At 66.8% G+C, this 20,618-nt stretch carries 21 protein-coding genes; 7 read left to right on the top strand and 14 right to left on the bottom strand.

All coding sequences use genetic code 11. The features are described from left to right. Positions 1 to 198 precede the first annotated feature (198 nt). Genes B3E94_RS14140 through lexA form a run of 4 tightly spaced genes read right to left on the bottom strand, consistent with a single transcriptional unit; the run spans position 199 to position 5,929 of the window. Complete coding sequence (locus B3E94_RS14140) at positions 199 to 3,279, bottom strand: error-prone DNA polymerase (RefSeq protein ID WP_286913989.1); 3,081 nt, start codon at positions 3,277 to 3,279, stop codon at positions 199 to 201. Next, positions 3,276 to 4,694, bottom strand: a complete 1,419-nt coding sequence (locus B3E94_RS14135) for a Y-family DNA polymerase (RefSeq protein WP_286913987.1) — start codon at positions 4,692 to 4,694, stop codon at positions 3,276 to 3,278. The genes B3E94_RS14140 and B3E94_RS14135 overlap by 4 nt, the downstream gene beginning before the upstream one ends. A gap of 6 nt (positions 4,695 to 4,700) precedes the next feature. Next, positions 4,701 to 5,312: a translesion DNA synthesis-associated protein ImuA gene (gene imuA, locus B3E94_RS14130; RefSeq protein WP_286913986.1), complete on the bottom strand. Its 612-nt coding sequence runs from the start codon at positions 5,310 to 5,312 to the stop codon at positions 4,701 to 4,703. Beyond that, complete coding sequence (lexA, locus tag B3E94_RS14125) at positions 5,312 to 5,929, bottom strand: transcriptional repressor LexA (RefSeq protein ID WP_286913985.1); 618 nt, start codon at positions 5,927 to 5,929, stop codon at positions 5,312 to 5,314. The genes imuA and lexA overlap by 1 nt, the downstream gene beginning before the upstream one ends. A gap of 93 nt (positions 5,930 to 6,022) precedes the next feature. On the opposite strand from lexA, the gene B3E94_RS14120 reads away from it, so the two are divergent. Continuing rightward, positions 6,023 to 6,682, top strand: coding sequence for an HAD family hydrolase (locus B3E94_RS14120; RefSeq protein ID WP_286913984.1), 660 nt, complete (start codon positions 6,023 to 6,025; stop codon positions 6,680 to 6,682). Between the two features lie 264 nt (positions 6,683 to 6,946). Continuing rightward, positions 6,947 to 7,675 carry a DUF899 domain-containing protein gene (locus B3E94_RS14115; RefSeq protein ID WP_286913982.1) on the top strand — a complete coding sequence of 243 codons (729 nt, stop codon included), beginning with the start codon at positions 6,947 to 6,949 and terminating at the stop codon, positions 7,673 to 7,675. Between the two features lie 3 nt (positions 7,676 to 7,678). Here the strand turns inward: B3E94_RS14115 and ureG are convergent, their stop codons facing one another. The 8 genes from ureG to B3E94_RS14075 are packed head-to-tail and all read right to left on the bottom strand — an operon-like array spanning position 7,679 to position 13,244. Continuing rightward, positions 7,679 to 8,302, bottom strand: coding sequence for an urease accessory protein UreG (gene ureG, locus B3E94_RS14110; protein WP_236193286.1), 624 nt, complete (start codon positions 8,300 to 8,302; stop codon positions 7,679 to 7,681). An 11-nt stretch (positions 8,303 to 8,313) separates the two neighbouring features. Continuing rightward, positions 8,314 to 8,988 (bottom strand): urease accessory protein UreF, encoded by a 675-nt coding sequence (locus B3E94_RS14105; protein ID WP_286913981.1) that lies wholly within the window; start codon positions 8,986 to 8,988, stop codon positions 8,314 to 8,316. Continuing rightward, positions 8,988 to 9,533, bottom strand: coding sequence for a HupE/UreJ family protein (locus B3E94_RS14100; RefSeq protein WP_176517961.1), 546 nt, complete (start codon positions 9,531 to 9,533; stop codon positions 8,988 to 8,990). Before B3E94_RS14100 ends, B3E94_RS14105 begins: the two co-directional genes overlap by 1 nt. 20 nt (positions 9,534 to 9,553) lie before the next feature. Beyond that, a complete protein-coding gene (ureE, locus tag B3E94_RS14095) occupies positions 9,554 to 10,051 on the bottom strand; it encodes an urease accessory protein UreE (protein ID WP_286913980.1) in 498 nt (165 codons plus the stop codon). Between the two features lie 10 nt (positions 10,052 to 10,061). After that, positions 10,062 to 11,765 (bottom strand): urease subunit alpha, encoded by a 1,704-nt coding sequence (gene ureC, locus B3E94_RS14090; protein WP_286913979.1) that lies wholly within the window; start codon positions 11,763 to 11,765, stop codon positions 10,062 to 10,064. After that, positions 11,762 to 12,079 (bottom strand): urease subunit beta, encoded by a 318-nt coding sequence (locus B3E94_RS14085; protein WP_286913990.1) that lies wholly within the window; start codon positions 12,077 to 12,079, stop codon positions 11,762 to 11,764. The genes ureC and B3E94_RS14085 overlap by 4 nt, the downstream gene beginning before the upstream one ends. A 19-nt stretch (positions 12,080 to 12,098) precedes the next feature. After that, entirely contained in the window at positions 12,099 to 12,401 is a 303-nt protein-coding gene (locus B3E94_RS14080) for an urease subunit gamma (RefSeq protein WP_286913977.1), read from the bottom strand. A 9-nt stretch (positions 12,402 to 12,410) separates the two neighbouring features. After that, on the bottom strand, positions 12,411 to 13,244 hold the full coding sequence (locus tag B3E94_RS14075) for an urease accessory protein UreD (RefSeq protein ID WP_286913976.1): 834 nt from the start codon (positions 13,242 to 13,244) through the stop codon (positions 12,411 to 12,413). Between the two features lie 271 nt (positions 13,245 to 13,515). Between B3E94_RS14075 and B3E94_RS14070 the strand changes: the two genes are divergently transcribed. The 5 genes from B3E94_RS14070 (at position 13,516) to B3E94_RS14050 (ending at position 17,638) form a co-directional block, all read left to right on the top strand. Beyond that, positions 13,516 to 13,893: a glyoxalase superfamily protein gene (locus tag B3E94_RS14070; RefSeq protein WP_286913975.1), complete on the top strand. Its 378-nt coding sequence runs from the start codon at positions 13,516 to 13,518 to the stop codon at positions 13,891 to 13,893. Next, a complete protein-coding gene (locus B3E94_RS14065) occupies positions 13,890 to 14,252 on the top strand; it encodes a hypothetical protein (RefSeq protein WP_286913974.1) in 363 nt (120 codons plus the stop codon). The genes B3E94_RS14070 and B3E94_RS14065 overlap by 4 nt, the downstream gene beginning before the upstream one ends. A 158-nt stretch (positions 14,253 to 14,410) precedes the next feature. Next, the gene (locus B3E94_RS14060) at positions 14,411 to 15,430 is read left to right on the top strand and encodes a branched-chain amino acid aminotransferase (protein WP_110747584.1); all 1,020 of its coding nucleotides are present in this window, start codon (positions 14,411 to 14,413) and stop codon (positions 15,428 to 15,430) included. Between the two features lie 158 nt (positions 15,431 to 15,588). Then, on the top strand, positions 15,589 to 16,269 hold the full coding sequence (locus B3E94_RS14055) for a response regulator transcription factor (protein ID WP_236193278.1): 681 nt from the start codon (positions 15,589 to 15,591) through the stop codon (positions 16,267 to 16,269). Continuing rightward, complete coding sequence (locus B3E94_RS14050; RefSeq protein ID WP_236193277.1) at positions 16,247 to 17,638, top strand: sensor histidine kinase; 1,392 nt, start codon at positions 16,247 to 16,249, stop codon at positions 17,636 to 17,638. The genes B3E94_RS14055 and B3E94_RS14050 overlap by 23 nt, the downstream gene beginning before the upstream one ends. Positions 17,639 to 17,778: 140 nt before the next feature. Here B3E94_RS14050 and cysS read toward each other — a convergent pair whose 3' ends face one another. Both cysS and B3E94_RS14040 read right to left on the bottom strand, forming a co-directional pair. Then, a complete protein-coding gene (gene cysS, locus B3E94_RS14045) occupies positions 17,779 to 19,161 on the bottom strand; it encodes a cysteine--tRNA ligase (protein ID WP_236193276.1) in 1,383 nt (460 codons plus the stop codon). 9 nt (positions 19,162 to 19,170) lie between these two features. Beyond that, a partial coding sequence (locus B3E94_RS14040) for a glutamine--tRNA ligase/YqeY domain fusion protein (protein WP_286913973.1) occupies positions 19,171 to 20,618 on the bottom strand: 1,448 nt, incomplete at its 5' end.

The raw sequence follows: 20,618 nt of genomic DNA, 5'->3' as shown, positions 1-20,618 counted from the left end.
CCAGCTCCTACAGGCTCTGCTGCGCAACCCAATCGCTGGCAAGCCAGCTCCTACAGGCTCTGCTGTGCAATCCAATCGCTGGCAAGCCAGCTCCTACAGGCTCTGCTGTGCAACCCAATCGCTGGCAAGCCAGCTCCTACAGGCTTGCTGCGCAGCGTTACTGTGGGAGCCGGCTTGCCGGCGATGAGTCCACTGCTATCAATGAAAATCCCGGCTGCGTACATCCAGCCCCTGCAGCAACACGCTGATATCCTCAAGCCGCCGCGCAATCAGGTGCCGCACGCCATTCTCCTGCTCCAGCCGCCCGCTCACCTTGAGCAATTGCGACCCCACCAGCGCCCGCCGCTGCCGCTCGGCCAGCTCACGCCAGACCACCACATTGACCATGCCGAACTCATCCTCCAGCGTCACGAAGGTCACGCCACTGGCCGTCTGCGGGCGCTGGCGCCCCACCACCAGCCCAGCCACGGCAATCGCATCGCCATGCTCAACCCCCGCAAGCTGCGCCGAACTGCGGCACCCCAGGGCGCGCAAGCGCGGGCGCAACAGGCACAGCGGATGCGGCCCCAAGGTCGTGCCCAAGGTGTCGTAATCGGCCACCAGGTCTTCACCCACGGTCGGCGCAGGCAGGGCTACCGCGGCCTCGGGTGACGCTTCAACCTCGGCGAACAGCGGCAACTGCGGCTGCACCGCCGCCACCTGCCAGCGCGCCTGATGCCGATCGCTTGCCAAGGCCCGCAACGCCCCCGCATCGGCCAACCGGGCACGGGCGCGGCTGTCGAGGCCCGAGCGCAGGCACAGGTCCTCGACATCGCGCCAGGGCCGTTGCGCCCTCGCCTGCTCAAGCCGCCGGGCATCGGCCTCGGCAAAGCCGCGAATCTGCCGCAAGCCCAGGCGGATGGCCAGGGCGCCCTGGGCGACAGGCTCCAGCGTGCAGTCCCATTCGCTGTGCAGCACATCCACCGGGCGTACCTCGATGCCCTGGCGCCGCGCCTCCTGCAACAGCTGGTCAGGGCTGTAGAAGCCCATCGGCCAGCTGTTGACCAGCGCACAGGTGAAGATCGCCGGCTCGTGGCATTTGAGCCAGCTGCTGGCATAGCACAGCAAGGCGAAGCTGGCCGCGTGCGACTCGGGAAAGCCATAACTGCCAAAGCCTTTGATCTGCTCGAAGATGCGTTCGGCAAAGGCCAGGTCGTAGCCATTGCGCAGCATCCCCTCGATCAGCCGCACGCGGTGGGGTTCAAGGCCGCCGTGGCGCTTCCAGGCGGCCATGCTGCGGCGCAGCTGGTCGGCCTCGCCGGGGCTGTAGTCGGCAGCGACCATGGCCAGTTCCATGACCTGCTCCTGGAACAGCGGCACGCCCAGGGTGCGCCCGAACACTTCCTTGAGCTTGGGCGATGGGTAGGTGACCGGTTCCAGCTTCATGCGCCGGCGCAGGTAGGGGTGCACCATGTCACCTTGAATCGGCCCGGGGCGCACGATGGCCACCTCGATCACCAGGTCGTAGAAGGTGTTGGGCTTGAGCCGCGGCAGCATGGCCATTTGCGCCCGCGACTCGATCTGGAACACGCCCATGGTTTCGGCGCGGCTGATCATGGCGTAGGTGGCCGGGTCTTCGCTGGGGATGGTCGCCAGGGTCAAATGCCGGCCTCGGTGGCGTTGCAGCAGGTCGAAACAGCGGCGCAAGGCGCTGAGCATGCCCAGGGCGAGCACGTCGACCTTGAGCAGGCCGACCATGTCCAGGTCGTCCTTGTCCCACTGGATCACCGTGCGCTCGGCCATGGCCGCGTTCTCCACCGGCACCAGGTGGTCCAGGGGCTGTTCGGAAATCACGAAGCCGCCGGGGTGCTGGGACAAATGCCGCGGGAAACCGATCAACTGCGCAGCCAGGCGCAGGATGCGCTGCAACGACGGGCTGGACGGCTCGAAGCCGGCCTCGGCCAGGCGTTGCTCATCGGGGATGCGGTCGCTCCAGCGGCCGCAGCACTTGGCCAGGGCATCCACCTGATCGGCCGGCAGGCCCAGCACCCGGGCGACATCACGCACTGCCCCGGCGCCATGGTAGGTATTGACCACCGCCGTGAGTGCGGCGCGGTGCCGGCCATAGCGGCGGAACACGTACTGGATCACTTCCTCGCGCCGGTCGTGTTCGAAGTCCACGTCGATATCGGGGGGCTCGTTGCGCTCGCGAGACAGGAAGCGTTCGAACAGCAGGCGGTGTTCCATCGGGTCCAGTTCGGTGATGCCGAGCACGAAGCACACCACCGAGTTGGCTGCCGAACCCCGCCCCTGGCAGAGGATATGCTGGCTGCGGGCGAAGGCAACGATGTCGTGCACGGTGAGGAAGTAGCTCTCGTAACCGAGCTCTTCGATCAGCGCGAGCTCCTTGTACAGCACCTCGCGAACCCGTTCGCTGGGCCCTGCCGGCCAGCGCAGGGGCAAGCCGCGTTCGCACAGCTCGCCTAGCCAGCTGGCCGGGGTATGGCCCTCGGGCACCAGTTCGCGCGGGTACTGGTACTTCAGCTCGCCGAGGTCGAAGCGGCAGCGCTCGGCGATGCGCAGGGTTTCGGCGAGCAGGTCGGCCGGGTACAACTCGGCCATTTGCTCGAGGCTGCGCAGGTGGCGCTCGCCATTGGCGTACAGGTAGCGCCCGGCCTCGGCCACGCTGCAGTGCTGGCGGATGGCGGTCATGCAGTCTTGCAAGGCGCGCCGACCGCGCACGTGCATGTGCACGTCGCCACAGGCCACGGCGCGGATGCCCAGCTGCGCCGCCAGGTTGCGCAAGCTGGCCAGCCGGGCCTGGTCATCGCTGCCCCGGTGCAGGTGCACGCCCAGCCACAGGCGCTCGGCGAACAGCGCGTGCAGCCACTGGCCGGGCGCCGGGTCGGTCGGGTCATCGGCCAGCCAGATGGCCAACAGCCCCGCATGGTGCTCAAGCAAGTCGTCGCGCAACAACTGGTAGTCGCCCTTCTCTGCCCGCCGCCGCGCACGGGTGATCAGGGCACAGAGGTTCTGGTAGCCGGCCAGGTTCTCCACCAGCAGCACCAGTTTCGGGCCGTCCTGCAGGCGCACTTCACTGCCGACGATCAAGCGCAGCTGCTGCGCCTTGGCCGCCTGCCAGGCCCGCACGATGCCGGCCAGGGTGCACTCGTCGGTGATCGCCAGCGCCTGGTAGCCCTGTTCGCGGGCGCGGCGAAACAGTTCTTCGGCGCTGGAAGCCCCACGCTGGAAGCTGAAATTGGACAGGCAATGCAGTTCGGCGTAACCCACGCAGCTCATGCGAACCAGCCCTGCAGCCACAGCGGGCCGGGTTGCGCCAGGTCGCGATAGGCCCAGCCGCGCAGGCCCTCGCGGGTTTCGATGCGGTAATAGTCGCGGCGCACATCGCCGCCGTCCCACCAGCCCGACTCGATGCGCTCGGCCTGGCTCAGCAAGGTGTGGCCATGGGTTTCCAGGGGTACGGGCTGCGCCAGCAGCCAGCCCGGGCGGCTGCCCGGCAGGGCCTGCAGGCTGGCGGGTGCGCCTTGTTCGGCGCCTTGCCAGGCGCATTCCGGGCGGTGGTCGGCCTCGGCGCGCAGGCCCTTGACCGCGTCATCGCCCAAGCGGGCGCGCAAGCGCTCGCGCAGTTGCTCCCAGGGCTGGGCCTGCTGCGCCCGCGGGTCGAACAGGGCCTGGTGCTGAGGCACGAAAGGCGGCAGGTCGGTGGCAACCAGGCGCAGGTTGCGCACCGGCGCCGGAATGCGCAGCGGTTCCAGGCGCCCGCGAGCCAGCTCGAAGAGCATTGAGGCATCGCGCTCGGCGGCCAGCAGGCCAACCTGCAGTTGCGTGTCCGGCCCCTCGGCGTGCTCCAGGTACAGGCAGAAGCGCTGCACGCCGCAATCGCGCCCGGCGAGAAACGCCGCCAGGTCGTTGAGCATGCGCCGCAGCGGGAACAACAGGGCCTGGTGCGACTCGACGTCGAAGTTGAGTTCCAGCCGCGTTTCGAAGCGGTCGGGTGGCTGGTAGAAATCCAGGCCCAGGCTGCGCAGGCCAAGCAATTGGTCCAGGTGCAACTGCACCTGCGCCGAAAAGCGCTTGGCCAAGGCATCGCGCGGCAATGCCAGCACCTGCCCGAGCTGGCGCAAGCCCATGCGGCCAAAGGCTTCGGCGGCGTCCTGGGGCAGGCCCACGCGGGTGATGGGCATGGCTGCCAGTGCGGCTCGGGTGGCTTGCGGGCAGGTCAGCGCCAGGCCGTCATGGCCGTTGGCAAGCATGCGCGCCGCCACCGGGTTGGTGGCCAGCACGATCCGCTGGCGCAGCCCCAGCGCGGCCAGCTCCTCTCGCAAGCGCGCCTCGAACACAGGCCAGGGGCCGAACAGCTGCAGGCTCGAACCCACTTCCAGCAACAGCGCCCGCGGGTAATGCAGGCTGACCTGGGCACTGAAACGGTAGGCCCAGGCGGCCAGCAACTGCTGCAGTTGCTCGATGCGCGCCGCATCGGCTTCGACGCACTGGAAGCCGTCGGCCATGGCCCGCGCGGCGGTCAGGCTCTGCCCGGCGCGCAAGCCCAGCGCCGCAGCGGCCGGGTTGACGGCCTGCAGGATGCGGCGCTGGCTCGGGCCGCCGATCAGGGCCAGGGGCGAAGCGGTGTCGTCACGTTCGCGCAGTATCGAGTCCAGCGCCAACTGCGGCAAAAGGATGCAGGCCCAGAGCATGGCGCATCAGCCTCGCCCGATCGGCACAGCCGGGGGCAGGCCACCGCGGCACTTGAGCACGCGCCACTGGGCGGGCTGGGTGTCGATGGCAATGCGCAGCGCGGCGGGTGAAGGGTTGTATGCCGCCTGTTGCGGCCGGCAGGCAATGGCCAATGCCTGGCCGGTTTCGGCGGCCACCTGCAGGCGCCGCAAGGCGCGGTCGTCGGCCCGCTGCGGCCAGCACAGCACGGCAGCGCAACTGCCCGAACGCAGGCATTGTTCAGCGGCCCAGAGCGCGTCCTGCGCCTCGGCGTCGACCTGCACCAGCCAGCGCAGGTCCACACCCGCCGACTGCCAGGCCGGCGCGTAAGGTATGAAGGGCGGCGCCACCAGCACCACCCTGCCCCCCTCGCCTGTGAGCCGTGCCAACGAAGGCCACAGCAGCTGCAACTCACCACAACCGGGGCTGGCCAGCAGCAGTTCGCTCAATGCCGCCGCCGGCCAGCCGCCCTCGGGCAGGCGCTCGTCGAGCGTGGCGTGGCCGGTGGGCTGCAGGCCGACGGGGCGCGTTTGTACCTGCCGCCCACGCCAGACCTGGCGCTGATCCAGCAGCCGATCGAGATCGACCACCGCGCCCATCAGTCGCGCCTCAACAGGCCGCAGAACACGCCTTCGATGAAGAAGTCGCGCTCCGGCCCGACATCGATGGGCGCATACGCCGGGTTGCGTGGCAACAGCCGGTAGCCGCCCGGTTGGCGCTGCAGGCGCTTGATGGTGACTTCGCCGTCCAGGCGGGCGACCACGATCTGGCCGTCACGGGCGTCGGCCTGCTGGCGGATGCCCACCAGGTCGCCGTCGAAGATGCCGTCGTCGACCATCGAGTCGCCGCGCACTTTGAGCAGGTAGTCCGGGGTGCGGCGGAACAGGCTGGGGTCGAGCAGCAGTTGCTCGTGGATGCCCAGGTCGGGGCCGATCGGGGCGCCTGCCGCCACCTGGCCCAGCACCGGCACTTCGAGGATTTCCGGGCGACGCAGCGGCTCGGCCAGGCGGATGCCGCGCGCCTGGTTGGGGGTGACGTCGATGTAGCCAGCCTGGCACAAGGCGGTGATGTGCTTGCGCGCCACGCTGCGCGAGGCGAAGCCGAAGCGGCTGGCGATGTCGGCCAGGCTCGGGGGCTGGCCGTGGTCGGCAATGCGCTCGCGGATGAAGTCGAGGATTGCCCGGCGTTTTGGGGTGAGATTGTCCATGGAGTACATTTGTACTCTTTTCCCGACACACTGAACAGCCCCCTTCGTCGTCGGCTTTGGTTATCATCCCCAGGCGTGTGTTTTTAACTATCTGGATACCTGATGCTGACTGCCCTGCTGTTCGACCTCGACGGAACCTTGACCGACACCGACACCCTGCATTTGCAGGCGTTTCGCCAGTTGCTGCATGACTACGACGGGCGCGAGCTGACCCAGGCGCAGTTCGATGCCCAGGTCAGCGGCCGGGCCAATGGCGAGTTGTTCGCCGAGCTGTTTCCGCAGGCCAGTGCAGCGCAATGCCAGGCCTTGGCCGAGCGCAAGGAGGCGCTGTTCCGCGAAATGGCCCCGGCATTGCAACCGATGCCGGGTTTGTTGCGCTTGCTGGCCTATGCCCAGGAGCACAGGGTTGGCATGTGCGTGGTGACCAACGCACCGCGGCTCAATGCCGAGCACATGCTGGCGGCCATGGGCCTGGGCGAGCGTTTCGAGCATGTGCTGGTGGCCGAGGAGCTGGCACGGGCCAAGCCCGATCCGCTGCCCTACCTGACCGGGCTCGAGCGGTTGCGGGCGCGGGCCGGGCAAGCGCTGGCGTTCGAGGATTCGCTGCCGGGGGTCAAGGCGGCCAGTGCTGCCGGGATCTTCACCGTGGGGCTGGCGACGACCCAGACGGCCGAGCGACTGATGGCTGCCGGGGCGAAGCTGGTGGTGGATGATTTCAATGACCCGCGCTTGTGGGCGTTGATCGAAGCGATGCAGGGGTAGCTCTGTTGCCAGCAAGCTGAACCCGCCTTGTGGGAGCGGGCTTGCCCCGCGAACACGGGCGAAGCCCGTGCCGGCCTGACCCGCTGCCTGAACTGGCCTCTTCGCGGGGCAAGCCCGCTCCCACAATGGTTTGGCCATTCTTGAGGTGATGAGCAAAACATTTGCTGCGACGGCAATTGCCATTGGTCGCCTGATGGGACTTGTTGTCGAATCAGGCCCTGCTCCTACGACCATGAGTGAATCCCAACGCGCGGAGTCACCGCCATGAGCCATCCAGAAAACGGTCACGAGGTCGTCTCACGCAGCCAATGGCTGGCTGCGCGCCGGCAACTCTGGCTGCACGAAAAAGCCTTCACCCACCAGCGCGACGAACTGGCCGCCGCCCGCCGCGCCCTGCCCTGGGTCAAGGTCGAGCACGACTATCGCTTCCAGGGGCCGGACGGCGAGCTGAGCCTTGCCGACCTGTTCGCCGGGCGCAGCCAGTTGCTGCTCTACCACTTCATGTTCGTCGAAGGCTGGAGCGAAGGCTGCCCCGGCTGCTCGTTCCTCGCCGACCACTTCGACGGCGCCAACCTGCACCTGGCGCATCACGATGTGTCGCTGGTTGCCGTGTCGCGCGCGCCCTACGCCGAGTTCCAGGCATTCCGCCAGCGCATGGGCTGGCGCTTCCCCTGGTACTCCTCGCAGGGCAGCGGCTTCAATGAAGACTTCGGGGTCAGTGTAGGCAGCCAGGGCGAGCGCCAGTACAACTATGAGCCCTATACCGGCAACGAGGCCGAGCTACCGGGCCTGAGCGCCTTCTTCCGCGAGCCGGACGGCGCGGTGTATCACACCTACTCCACCTACGCCCGCGGCCTGGACATCCTGGTCAACACCTACAACTTCCTCGACATCGCGCCGCTGGGGCGCAACGAGGCCGGGACCATGGACTGGGTGCGGCATCACGATCGCTACGAGGGGCAACCCGCGAAGCCGCACTGCTGCCATGAGTGAGGGTCAGCCACGCACCCCGAGCATGCCGCGCTCGACGATGAAGTCGATCACCGCCTGCAGGCCGTCGCCTTTCTTCAGGTTGCTGAAGGTCCACGGGCGCTCTGGGCGCATGCGCCGGGTGTCGCGTTCCATCACCTCCAGCGAGGCGCCCACATAGGGCGCAAGGTCGGTCTTGTTGATCACCAGAAAGTCCGATTTGGTGATGCCCGGGCCGCCCTTGCGCGGGATCTTCTCGCCCTCCGCCACGTCGATGACGTAGATGGTCAGGTCGGCTAGCTCCGGGCTGAAGGTGGCGCTGAGGTTGTCGCCGCCACTTTCCACGAAGATCACTTCCAGGTTGCCGAACTTGCGCGCCAACGCCTCGACGGCCGCCAGGTTCATCGAGGCATCCTCGCGGATCGCCGTGTGCGGGCAGCCTCCGGTTTCCACGCCAACGATACGCTCGGGCTCCAGCGCGCCGGCCTCGGTGAGGATGCGCTGGTCTTCCTTGGTGTAGATGTCGTTGGTGACCACGGCGATCTGGTAATGCTCGCGCATGGCCTTGCACAGGCATTCGAGCAGCGCGGTCTTGCCAGAGCCGACGGGGCCGCCGACACCGACGCGCAGGGGTTGCTGATAGCTTTGCATGTAGGCAGTCCTCAGGAACGGAACAAACGGGTGTATTGGGTTTCGTGACGCGATGAGGCAATCGCCAGCAGCGGCAGGCCGCCGCCGAGCTGGTCATCTTCCAGGGCCAGGGCCTGGTCGAGCAGCGCGGGAAAGGCGCCGCTCAGCTCACGCAGCAGCGTCTGCGCCGCCTGCTGGCCGAACGGCACCAGCTTGACGCCGGCCATCACCGCGCCTTCCAGCCAGGCGAAGGCATGCCCCAGGGCAAGCTGGCGCAGCGGGATCGACCAGTGCACGGCCAGCCAGGCCATGCCGCCCAGCTGGCTGAGTTCCAGGCTGGGGCGCCAGGCCGGGGCCTGGCCCAGTTGCCAGCCATCGAGCAGCCGGGCGAAGGCCGAACCGCGTTGCTGCTCTTCAAGGCGCAGCTCGGCGGTTTCGCGGTTGGCCAGCAGAAAACGGCTCCAGTGGGCGAACGCCTCGGCGTCATCGGCCTGGCAGGCGCGGTACAGGCGCGCCAGCACCGGCCAGTCCAGGCAGGCCAGGGTGTCGTGCAGCTGTTCGTGCTGCCAGGCGCTGAAGCCGGCAGCATCCGCCACCCAGCCCGCTTCCACGGCCCACTCCAGGCCCTGCGAGTAGGTGAAGCCACCGACTGGCAGGCCGGGGCTGGCCAGCTGCAGCAGGCGCAGCAATGCCAGGTCGCTGTCCATCAACCGGCCAGCACCAGGGCTGCACCGGCCAGCATGCCGCCGCCGAAGGCCTTCTGCAGGCCGCTGTGGCGGCGCAGCAGGCAACCGAGCGCAAAGCCCGCCAGCAGCAACAGCCCGCTGACGGTCACGAAGCCTGCGCTGAACAGCCAGAACGCGCTGGGCGTGGCCTCGACGCCGTGCGCCCAGCCATGGAACAGGGCGAACACCGGCATCGCCAGCGCCAGCAGCAACTGGCGGCTGGGCAACAGCACGGCGGCAGCGGCGACCAGCACCGACACCGCGATCAAGGTTTCCATGCCGAGCACATCGCCGAACAGGTGGCCGCACACCGCGCCCGCGAACATCGCTGCCAGGGTCGCCAGCGGCAGGCTCAGGTTGCGCCGGGTCAGCGCGGCCAGCACACCGGTCCCCAACAGCATCAGCAGGTGGTCGAGCCCGGTGAGCGGGTGCAGCAGGCCATCGTGCAGCGGGTTGCTGTCGTGGCCGGGGTGGGCGAAGGCCGGCAGCGCGACCAGCAGCAGAACAAGGGCGAAAGTCTTTTTCATGGGTTACTCCATTGGCGAGGTCAGGAATGGGCGGGCAGGCGCACGAACGGGTGATCGTTATCGTGGCTATGGCTGTGGCTATGGCTGTGTGGCGCACTCTGGTAGGCACCGGCTTCCGGCTCGAACGGCGCCTGCTCGATGTGCACCGTCAGGCCCAGGCCGCGCAGCATGTCGTCGAGCACATGGTCGTGCTGGTAGCGCAACAGGCCGGGCTCGATCTGCAGCGGCACATGGCGGTTGCCCAGGTGATAAGCCGCGCGGGCCAGCAGGTGCGGGTCTTGGCAACGCACCGTCGACACCCGTTCGGCCGCGGCAAGCACGCGCACCACCTGCTTGCCCTCGGCATCGGCGAGCAGCTCGCCGCCGCGCAGCAGGTGGCCGCGTTCGAGCATCAGGCCCGCTTCGCGGCCGTCGTCGAGGGTCACGCGCAGCCGGCTCTTGATGCGGCTGTCGACGTCCAGGGTCAGGGTGCCGGTGACAGTGCCGGCGGCCTCGATGCGGTGGGTCAGGACAATCATCTTCGCTCCTTCAGAACAGGAAATAACGCTGGGCCAGCGGCAGTTCGCGGGCGGGCTCGCACACCAGCAGCTCGCCATCGGCGCGCACCTGGTAGGTCTGCGCGTCGACTTCGATCAGCGGTTGCAAGGTGTTGTGCAGCATGTCGGCCTTGCGCACCCGCCGGCAGCCATGGGCCACGCCAATCAGGCTTTGCAGGCCAAGCTCCTGGGCCAGGCCACGGTCCATGGCGGCCTGGGGCAGGAACGTCATGCGCGTGGCATGGCGGGCCGCGCCGAGGGCGCCGAACATCGGCCGGTAGTGCACCGGCTGCGGGGTCGGGATCGAGCCATTGATGTCGCCCATGGGCGCGGTGGCGATCATCCCGCCCTTGATCACCAGCGCGGGCTTGACCGCGAAGAAGGCCGGCGCCCACAGCACCAGGTCGGCCAGCTTGCCCACCTCCACGGACCCGACTTCATGGGCGATGCCATGGGTCAGCGCCGGGTTGATGGTGTACTTGGCGATGTAGCGCTTGACCCGGAAGTTGTCGCTGTAGCTGCTGTCTGGCGCCAGTGGCCCGCGGCGCAGCTTCATCTGGTGCGCGACCTGCCAGGTGCGCAATACCACTTCGCCAACCCGGCCCATGGCCTGGGAGTCGGACGAGGTCATGGCGAAGGCGCCCATGTCGTGCAGGATGTCTTCGGCGGCGATGGTTTCGCGGCGGATGCGCGACTCGGCGAACGCCACGTCCTCGGCGATGCTCGGGTCCAGGTGATGGCAGACCATGAGCATGTCCAGGTGCTCATCGACGGTGTTGACCGTGTAAGGCAGGGTCGGGTTGGTCGAGGACGGCAGCACGTTGGCCTGCCCTGCGGCGCGGATGATGTCTGGCGCATGGCCGCCGCCGGCACCTTCGGTGTGGAAGGTGTGGATGGTGCGCTCGCCGATGGCGGCCAGGGTGTCTTCGATGCAGCCGGACTCGTTGAGGGTGTCGGTGTGGATCGCCACCTGAATGTCCATTTCCTCGGCCACGCCCAGGCAACAGTCGATGGCGGCCGGGGTCGAGCCCCAGTCTTCGTGCAGCTTCAGGCCCACCGCGCCGGCGGCGATCTGCTCGCGCAGGGCCGCAGGGCGCGAGGCATTGCCCTTGCCCAGCAGGCCGATGTTGATCGGCAGGCAATCGGCGGCCTGCAGCATGCGCGCCAGGTACCACGGCCCCGGGGTGCAGGTGGTGGCGTTGGTGCCGGTGGCAGGCCCGGTGCCGCCACCGATGAAGGTGGTCACGCCGCTGGTGAGGGCTTCCTCGACCTGCTGCGGGCAGATGAAGTGGATGTGCGAATCGATTCCCCCGGCGGTCACGATCTTGCCTTCGGCGGCGATCACTTCGGTGCCCGGGCCCACCGGCACGGTCACGCCCGGCTGCACGTCGGGGTTGCCGGCCTTGCCGATGGCGGCGATACGCCCGTGCTTGACGCCGATATCGGCCTTGACGATGCCCCAGTGGTCGATGATCAAGGCGTTGGTCAGCACCAGGTCCATGGCCTGGGCGGCCAGCATCTGGCCCTGGCCCATGCCGTCGCGGATGACCTTGCCGCCGCCGAACTTGACCTCTTCGCCATAGATCGTGAAGTCCTTCTCCACCTCTACCCACAACGCGGTGTCGGCCAGGCGCACGCGGTCGCCGACGGTGGGGCCGAACATGTCGGCGTAGGCCCTGCGCGAGAGGCGGCTCATGCCCTGCCCTCCAGCGCGCCCATCACCTTGCCCTGGAAGCCATAGACCTCGCGCTTGCCGGCATAGGCGACCAGCTGCACGGTACGCGACTGGCCCGGCTCGAAGCGCACGGCGGTGCCGGCCGGGATGTCGAGGCGAAAGCCGCGGGTCGCTTCGCGCTCGAACACCAGTGCGTCATTGACCTCGTAGAAGTGGTAGTGCGAGCCGACCTGCACCGGCCGATCACCGTGATTGGCCACGCTGACACTGACCGTGGCACGGCCGACGTTGAGCTCGATGTCGCCGGGGGCGACCTGAATTTCACCTGGGATCATGCGGGGCTCCTGCGCCAGGTCAGACGATGGGGTCATGCACGGTCACCAGCTTGGTGCCGTCGGGAAAGGTGGCCTCGACCTGCACGTCATGGAGCATCTGGGCAACGCCGTCCATGACCTGCTCGCGGCCGATCACCTCGCGGCCCAGGCTCATCAGCTCGGCCACCGTGCGGCCATCGCGGGCGCCCTCGAGCACCGCGGCGCTGATCAGCGCCACCGCTTCGGGGTAGTTGAGCCTCAGGCCACGGGCCAGGCGCCGCTCTGCCAGCAGCGCGGCGGTGAACAGCAGCAGTTTGTCTTTCTCTCTTGGGGTCAGCTCCATGGCGCTCTCTCAGGTGGCCCAGATGCGCGGCGGGCACGCGGGCAGGCCGAGAACGGCCGGGCGCAAGACGTGCCATAAGCGTTGCAGGGTGCGTTGCAGGTGTTGGTTGTCGTGGTCGAGCAGACGGATCACCAGCAGCGAGCCGAGCAAGGTCGCGCCCGCCGGGGTGCCCAGTTGGTCGAGCAAGGCTCGGGCCTGCTCCAGCACCGCGGGGGTTGCCGGGGCTGCGCAGAAGGTGGCCGTCAGCGGATGGCCGCCGAGCTTGGCCAGTTGCCCGCCGCTGATGCGCAGGCGCTCGTGCAAGCCGGGCTCGCCTGGCAGTTCGATGCGCAGGCGGCTGTCCAGCGCGCCCTGGTCGAAGCGCTCGTTCATCACCGGGCGGCCCAGGCACAGGGTTTCCCAGGCCAGCAGGCGGGCACCGGGCTCGAGGGTGAAGCGGCTGTCCAGGCTTGCGCGCGCACCGGAAAACAAGATGCTGTCCTGGGGCAGCCACTCCAGCGTGCTGCCGGCTTGCAGGTGAAAGTGCTGGGCCAGGTACGCGGTGGGGCCGATGCTGCGGTAGAACTTGCTGGCGCCGGGCATGGTCAGCAGCGCGTGGCTGCCGGGCTCCAGGTGAATGTCCAGTTCCAGCCGATCACCGGCGACGATGCCGCCAGGTGGGTGCAGCACATAGACGTGGCAAGGCGCGCCCTCCGGATAGAACGGGCGCTGCACCAAAAGGGGTCCGAAATGACGGCGCGCACCAAGGCGGGTCACGCCGTCGCGTTCGATGAAGCGCAAGTGCAAGTGAGCGCTCCATCCTGCATCCATTTCAGATTTATCTACTTGTACGGCGAGCGACATCCTACAGCCCCCGAATTTCTTGGCCTTTCGGCGCTTTGGAGGGATCAGGCCCGTGCGCCAAGAACGCACCGGGCCTGACCACTCGATCAATTTCGATGGCTGGGATATAGCAGGTAGCGGGCCAACTACGCAGGTGAAGGCAGATGAAATCTTCGCGGCGATGGCTCTGGCGTGGGGCATGCACGCCGCCCGTGCACGCTGCTAACGCGCCGCTTGGCCCCGTTTCGGTGCTGCGCTACAGTCAGCGATCGCCTACGGCCAAGGAACCGCCATGCCCCTCGCCCCCGCCATCCCCGTGCTGCGCATCTTCTCGGTCGACAAGGCCAAGGAGTTCTACCTCGACTTCCTCGGCTTCAGCCTGGATTGGGAGCACCGCTTCAGCCCGGACCTGCCGCTGTATGCGCAGATTCACCGTGAGGGTTTGATCCTGCACCTGAGCGAGCACCATGGCGACGCCTGCCCGGGCTCGACCGTGTTCGCCCGCACGGACGACCTTCTGGCCCTGGAGCGCGAGCTGCTGGCAAAACAGTACGGCTACGCCCGCCCTGAGGCCGAACGGGTGGATTGGGGCCTGCAGATGCAGGTGCGCGATCCTTTTGGCAACCTGCTGCGCTTCTGCCAGCAGATCGACGATGAGGCCGCGCCATGAAAGCCCTGGGCAAACGCGAACTGGCGCGCCTGGAGCGTGAACTGGTGGCCTGCCTGACCGACGCCTGCGAAACGGCCAAGGCGCAGATCGTCGGCTTCACCTGGCTCACCCACCGCCTCGACCCTGACCAGTTCCCGGCCAGCCTGCGCATCACCTGGGTGTTCGAACGCGAGGCCGACAAGGCTGCGGCCCTGGCAGGGGATGCCAAGGCGTGCATGCTCAAGCTCACCGCCCAGGCGCTCGACGAGGCCGGCGTGCAGCTCGACCACCCCGCCTGGCACGTGCGCTTCGACAGCGAAGAGGCCTGCGCGCGCAGCCATGGCGGTGACTGGAGCAGGCGGCTGGATGCCAGCCGGTAGCATGGCCGTGCCCGGGGCGTCTATCGCCGATATGCACCCTGCGCCCCGCCAATTCGTGACTGGCCGTTCCCGATCCGCGGCGGATGTATTATCGTGGCGTGGTGCGCATATAACAGCAGCCCGAGCGATCGGGCATCTGCAAGACAATCGAGGGTGTCATGAGTAACGAGAGCATTAACTGGGACAAGCTGGGTTTCGACTACATCAAGACCGACAAGCGCTACCTGTCCGTCTGGCGCAATGGCGAGTGGGACAAAGGCACCCTGACCGAAGACAACGTGCTGCACATCAGTGAAGGCTCCACTGCCCTGCACTATGGCCAGCAGTGCTTCGAAGGCCTGAAGGCCTACCGTTGCAAGGACGGCTCGATCAACCTGTTCCGCCCGGACCAGAACGCTGCCCGCATGCAGCGCAGCTGCGCGCGCCTGTTGATGCCGCAGGTGCCGACCGATGTGTTCATCGAAGCCTGCAAGCAAGTGGTCAAGGCCAACGAGAAGTTCGTGCCGCCGCACGGCAAAGGTGCCCTGTACCTGCGCCCGTTCGTGATCGGTACCGGCGACAACATCGGCGTGCGCACCGCCCCCGAGTTCATCTTCTCGGTCTTCGCCATCCCGGTTGGCTCGTACTTCAAGGGCGGCATGAAGCCGCACAACTTCCAGATTTCCAGCTTCGACCGCGCGGCCCCGCAGGGCACCGGTGCAGCCAAGGTCGGTGGTAACTACGCGGCCAGCCTGCAACCAGGCGCCGAAGCCAAGAAGGCCAACTTCGCCGACGCCATCTACCTCGACCCGCTGACCCACACCAAGATCGAGGAAGTCGGCTCGGCCAACTTCTTCGGCATTACCGCCAACAACGAGTTCGTCACCCCGAAATCGGCCTCGGTACTGCCAGGCATCACCCGCCTGTCGCTGATGGAACTGGCGCAATCGCGCCTGGGCCTGACCGTGATCGAAGGCGATGTCGAGATCAGCAAGCTCGACCGCTTCATCGAAGCGGGTGCGTGCGGCACCGCTGCCGTGATCACCCCGATCGGTGGCATCGAGTACAACGGCAAGCTGCACGTGTTCCACGACCTGGAAAAGGTCGGCCCGGTTACCCAGAAGCTCTACAACGAGCTGACCGGCATCCAGAGCGGTGACGTCGAAGCGCCAGCCGGCTGGATCGTCAAGGTCGCCTGAGCCGTCGCGTCACGTTGAACACGGGGCATGCCAGTCGCTGGCATGCCCCGTTTTTTTTGCGCCGTTGCAGGCAACAGCCGCCAGATGAATTTTTCTTAAATCGCCGTTTGGCTATTCTTTGGCACAATCAAGTCTCTTTTAGACGCCCAGGAACGAGCATGCCACGCGTACTGACCATCGAAGACGACGCCGTCACCGGCCAGGAAATCGTCGCCGAACTCTCCAGCCACGGTCTGGATGTGGAGTGGGCCGACAACGGCCGCGAGGGCCTGGCCAAGGCCATCGCCGGCGGTTACGACCTGATCACCCTGGACCGCATGCTGCCCGAGGTCGATGGCCTGACGATCGTCACTACCCTGCGCAACCTCAAGATCGCCACGCCGATCTTGATGATCAGCGCCCTCTCCGATGTCGACGAACGTGTGCGCGGCCTGCGAGCCGGCGGTGACGACTACCTGACCAAGCCGTTCGCCTCCGACGAGATGGCCGCCCGGGTGGAGGTGCTGCTGCGCCGCAACAGCGTACCCATGACCCAGACCCGCCTGCAGGTCGCCGACCTGCAACTGGACCTGATCAGCCATGAAGCTCGCCGCGGCGAGCAGACCCTCAACCTGCTGCCGACCGAATACAAGCTGCTGGAATACCTGATGCGCCACAGCGGCCAGGTGATCACCCGGATGATGATCTTCGAGGAAGTCTGGGGCTACCACTTCGACCCCGGCACCAACCTGATCGACGTGCACATCGGCCGCTTGCGCAAGAAGATCGACTCTCCCGGGCAGTCGCCGCTGATCCGTACGGTACGGGGCTCGGGCTATGCCATTGCTGAACCCGTCTAAGGGCTGGAGCTCTTCGACCAGCCGCCTGCTGGCCCTGTACAGCTTCCTCTTCGTGGCCTGGAGCAGCATCCTCATGGGGGTGCTGTACTTCGAGGTGTCCAGCTACCTGAACAAGCTCACCCGCCACTCCCTGCTGCAGCGCCAGCACCTGTTCGCCCATATGAGCGGCAAGCAGCTCGACGACGCACTGATCGCCAGCCAGGCGTTCGAGGAGCGCGCGTTCGATGCCTATGGCCTGTTCGATGCCCAGCTCAACCCGGTGGGTGGGCGCATCCGCGCCATCCCGCCCGGCCTTGGCCTGGATGGCAAGGTGCACGAGCTGCAGCGCTGCCTGGACGCCGACGACCCGCACATGCCACGCGACAGCTGCGATGCCGTGGCCATCAAGGTGCAGGATGGCCGCTGGCTGGTGCTGTTCCGCGACAACGGCTCGCTGTTCGTGGTCACCCGCATCATCCTCGATGCGCTGCTGTGGGGCATTTCCCTGACCCTGATTCCAGGCTTTGCCGGCTGGTACCTGCTGCGCCGCCGGCCGCTCAAGCGCATCCGTGCGATCCAGGCCCAGGCCGAGCTGATCGTTGCCGGCGACCTGACCCATCGCTTGCCGCTGTCGGCACGGCGGGACGAGCTGGACATGCTGGCCGCCATCGTCAACGCCATGCTCGACCGCATCGAGCGGCTGATGCATGAGGTCAAAGGGGTCTGCGACAACATTGCCCATGACCTGCGCACCCCCCTCACCCGCCTGCGCGCCCAGCTCTATCGCATCCGCCAGCAGAGCGCTGCGGATTCGCCGCAAGCCGAGGCGCTGGACCAGGCCATCGGCGAGACTGACACCTTGATGGCGCGCTTTCGCGGCCTGCTGCGCATCAGCGAACTGGAAGACCGCCAGCGCCGCGCCGGCTTCGTCGAGCTCGACCCCCATGACCTACTGGTAGAGCTGCATGACTTCTACCTGCCGCTGGCCGAGGACGGCGGCATTCGCCTGCAATTGCAGCAGCCTGAGCAGTTGCCTGCCCTGCACGGTGATCGCGAATTGCTGTTCGAGGCACTGGCCAACCTGGTTGGCAATGGCATCAAGTTCACCCCTGAAGGCGGCCAGGTGGCCATTCGTGCCTCACAGGATGAACGAGGGGTGCATATTGCCATCGAGGACAGTGGGCCGGGAATTCCCGAGGAAGAGCGCACGGCGGTGTTGAAGCGCTTCTACCGCAGTGATGAAGGCCATCGTCACCCGGGGTTCGGGCTGGGGTTGTCGATCGTTGCGGCGATCGTCGACCTGCACGGGTTCGGGCTGGAGGTGGGGGAAAGCGAGATGGGTGGGGCCAAGCTGGTGTTGCATTGCCCGTTGGCTGCGTTGGCCAAGTAAGGGCTGGGGCTGCGTTGCAGCCCATCGCCGGCAAGCCGGCTCCCACAGGTACAGCACAAGCCTTACAGGTGCTGCACAAGTCTTGATGTGGGAGCCGGCTTGCCGGCGATGGGGCCGCAAAGCGGCCCCTGGTGCATCGATCAGTCAGCCAGACGCCAGGTAGTGGCGCCCTTGCTGTCTTCCAGCACCACGCCCATGGCGGTGAGCTGGTCGCGAATGCGGTCGGACTCTGCCCAGTTCTTGTCTGTACGCGCCTGCAGGCGCGCCTGGATCAAGGCTTCCACTTCAGCAGCATCGACTTTGCCTTCGGCACCTGCACGCAGGAAGTCATCGGCCTCCAGCTGCAGCACCCCCAGCACGTCACCCAGCTCACGCAGGCGAGCTGCCAGGCCGGCAGCGGCGTCGAGGTCGCTGTCGCGCAGGCGGTTGATCTCGCGCACCATGTCGAACAGCACCGCGCAGGCTTCAGGCGTGCCGAAGTCGTCGTTCATCGCCACGCTGAAGCGCTCGACGAACGCCTCGCCACCCTTGGCGGCAACCCGCGGCAGGCCACGCAAGGCATGGTAGAAGCGCTCCAGGGCGCCCTTGGCATCGCGCAGGCTGTCTTCGGAGTAGTTGATGGCGCTGCGGTAGTGGCTGGCCACCAGCAGGTAGCGCACCACCTCCGGGTGATACTTGTCGAGCACGTCGCGGATGGTGAAGAAGTTGTTCAACGACTTGGACATCTTCTCGCCATTGATACGGATCATGCCGCAGTGCATCCAGGCATTGGCGTATTGCTTGCCGGTGGCCGCTTCACTCTGGGCGATCTCGTTCTCGTGGTGCGGGAACTCAAGGTCACTGCCGCCACCGTGGATGTCGAAGCTCTCGCCCAGGCAGCAGGTGGACATCACCGAGCATTCGATGTGCCAGCCCGGACGGCCCGGGCCCCATGGCGAATCCCAATACGGCTCGCCCGGCTTGACGCCCTTCCACAGCACGAAGTCGAGCGGGTCCTGCTTGGCTTCGTCGACTTCGATGCGAGCGCCGATGCGCAGGTCTTCGATCTTCTTGCGCGACAGCTTGCCGTAGCCGACGAACTTGCCGACCCGGTAGTACACGTCACCGTTGCCCGGCGCGTAGGCGTAGCCCTTGTCGATCAGGGTCTGGATCATCGCGTGCATGCCGGCGATATGGTCGGTGGCACGCGGCTCCTGGTCCGGTGGCAGGATGTTCAGGCGGCGCTCGTCCTCGTGCATCGCGTCGATCATGCGGGCGGTCAGCGCGTCGAACGATTCACCGTTCTCGTTGGCCCGGTTGATGATCTTGTCGTCGATGTCGGTGATGTTGCGCACATAGGTCAGCTCGTAGCCGCTCTTGCGCAGCCAGCGGGTGACCAGGTCGAAGGCCACCATGCTGCGGCCGTGGCCAAGGTGGCAGTAGTCGTACACGGTCATGCCGCACACGTACATGCGCACCTTGTTGCCATCGAGCGGCTTGAAGGCTTCCTTGGTCTTGCTCAGCGTGTTGTAGATGTTAAGCACGGCGGTTCCTTAGCTGCCCCAGGAGTCACGCAGGGTGACGGTGCGGTTGAACACCGGGCGGCCCGGCTGGCTGTCCTTGATGTCGGCGCAGAAGTAGCCTTCGCGCTCGAACTGGAAGCGGTCTTCGGGTTGCGCCTGGCCCAGCGATGGCTCGGCGCGGCAGCCGCTCAGCACTTGCAGCGAATCGGGGTTGATGTTGTCCAGGAAGCTGCCGCCGTCCTCGGTCTTTTCCGGGTTCGGCGAGCGGAACAGGCGATCGTACAGGCGCACTTCGCATTCGACGCTGGCCTCGGCCGGCACCCAGTGGATCACGCCCTTGACCTTGCGCCCTTCCGGGTTCTTGCCCAGGGTGTCCGGGTCGTAGGAGCAGCGCAGCTCGACGATGTTGCCTTCGCCATCCTTGATCGCCTCGTCGGCGCGGATCACGTAGCTGCCGCGCAGGCGCACTTCGCCGGCCGGCTCCAGGCGCTTGTAGCCCTTTGGCGGCTCTTCCATGAAGTCATCGCGGTCGATGTAGATTTCACGGGCGAATGGCAGCACGCGCACGCCCATGTCTTCTTTCGGGTGACGTGGCAGTTCGAGCTGCTCGACCTGGCCCTCGGGGTAGTTGGTGATGACCACCTTCAGTGGGCGCAGCACGCACATGGCGCGCGGTGCGGTGCGGTCCAGGTCGTCACGGATGCTGAACTCGAGCATCGACATGTCGACCACGCCGTCGGAGCGGTTGGTACCGACCATCTCGCAGAAGTTGCGGATCGAGGCCGGGGTGTAGCCGCGGCGGCGGAAGCCCGACAGGGTCGACATGCGCGGGTCGTCCCAGGCGCTGACGTGCTTCTCGTCGACCAACTGCTTGAGCTTGCGCTTGGAGGTGATGGTGTAGTTCAGGTTCAGGCGGCTGAACTCGTACTGGCGCGGGTGCGCCGGCACCGGCAGGTTGTCGAGGAACCAGTCGTACAGCGGGCGGTGGCCTTCGAACTCCAGGGTGCAGATCGAGTGGGTGATGCCTTCGATGGCATCGGACTGACCATGGGTGAAGTCGTAGTTGGGGTAGATGCACCACTTGTCACCGGTCTGGTGGTGGTGGGCGTGGCGGATGCGGTAGAGGATCGGGTCGCGCAGGTTCATGTTCGGCGAGGCCATGTCGATCTTGGCGCGCAGCACGCGCTCGCCGTCCTTGAACTCGCCGGCCTTCATGCGTGCGAACAGGTCCAGGTTCTCTTCGACGCTGCGCTCGCGGAACGGGCTGTTCTTGCCAGGCTCGGTCAGGCTGCCGCGGTAGGCCTTGGCTTGATCAGGGGTCAGGTCGCAGACATAGGCCTTGCCACGCTTGATCAGTTCCACCGCCCAGTCGTGCAGCTGGTCGAAGTAGTTCGAGGCATAACGCACCTCGCCGGCCCAGTCGAAGCCCAGCCATTTGACGTCGCTCTGGATGGCGTCGATGTATTCCTGGTCTTCCT

Origin of the sequence: Pseudomonas sp. UBA6315 (assembly GCF_002438125.1) — a bacterium.
GTDB lineage: Bacteria > Pseudomonadota > Gammaproteobacteria > Pseudomonadales > Pseudomonadaceae > Aquipseudomonas > Aquipseudomonas faucium.
This window is presented reverse-complemented; position numbering and strand designations above follow the sequence as displayed.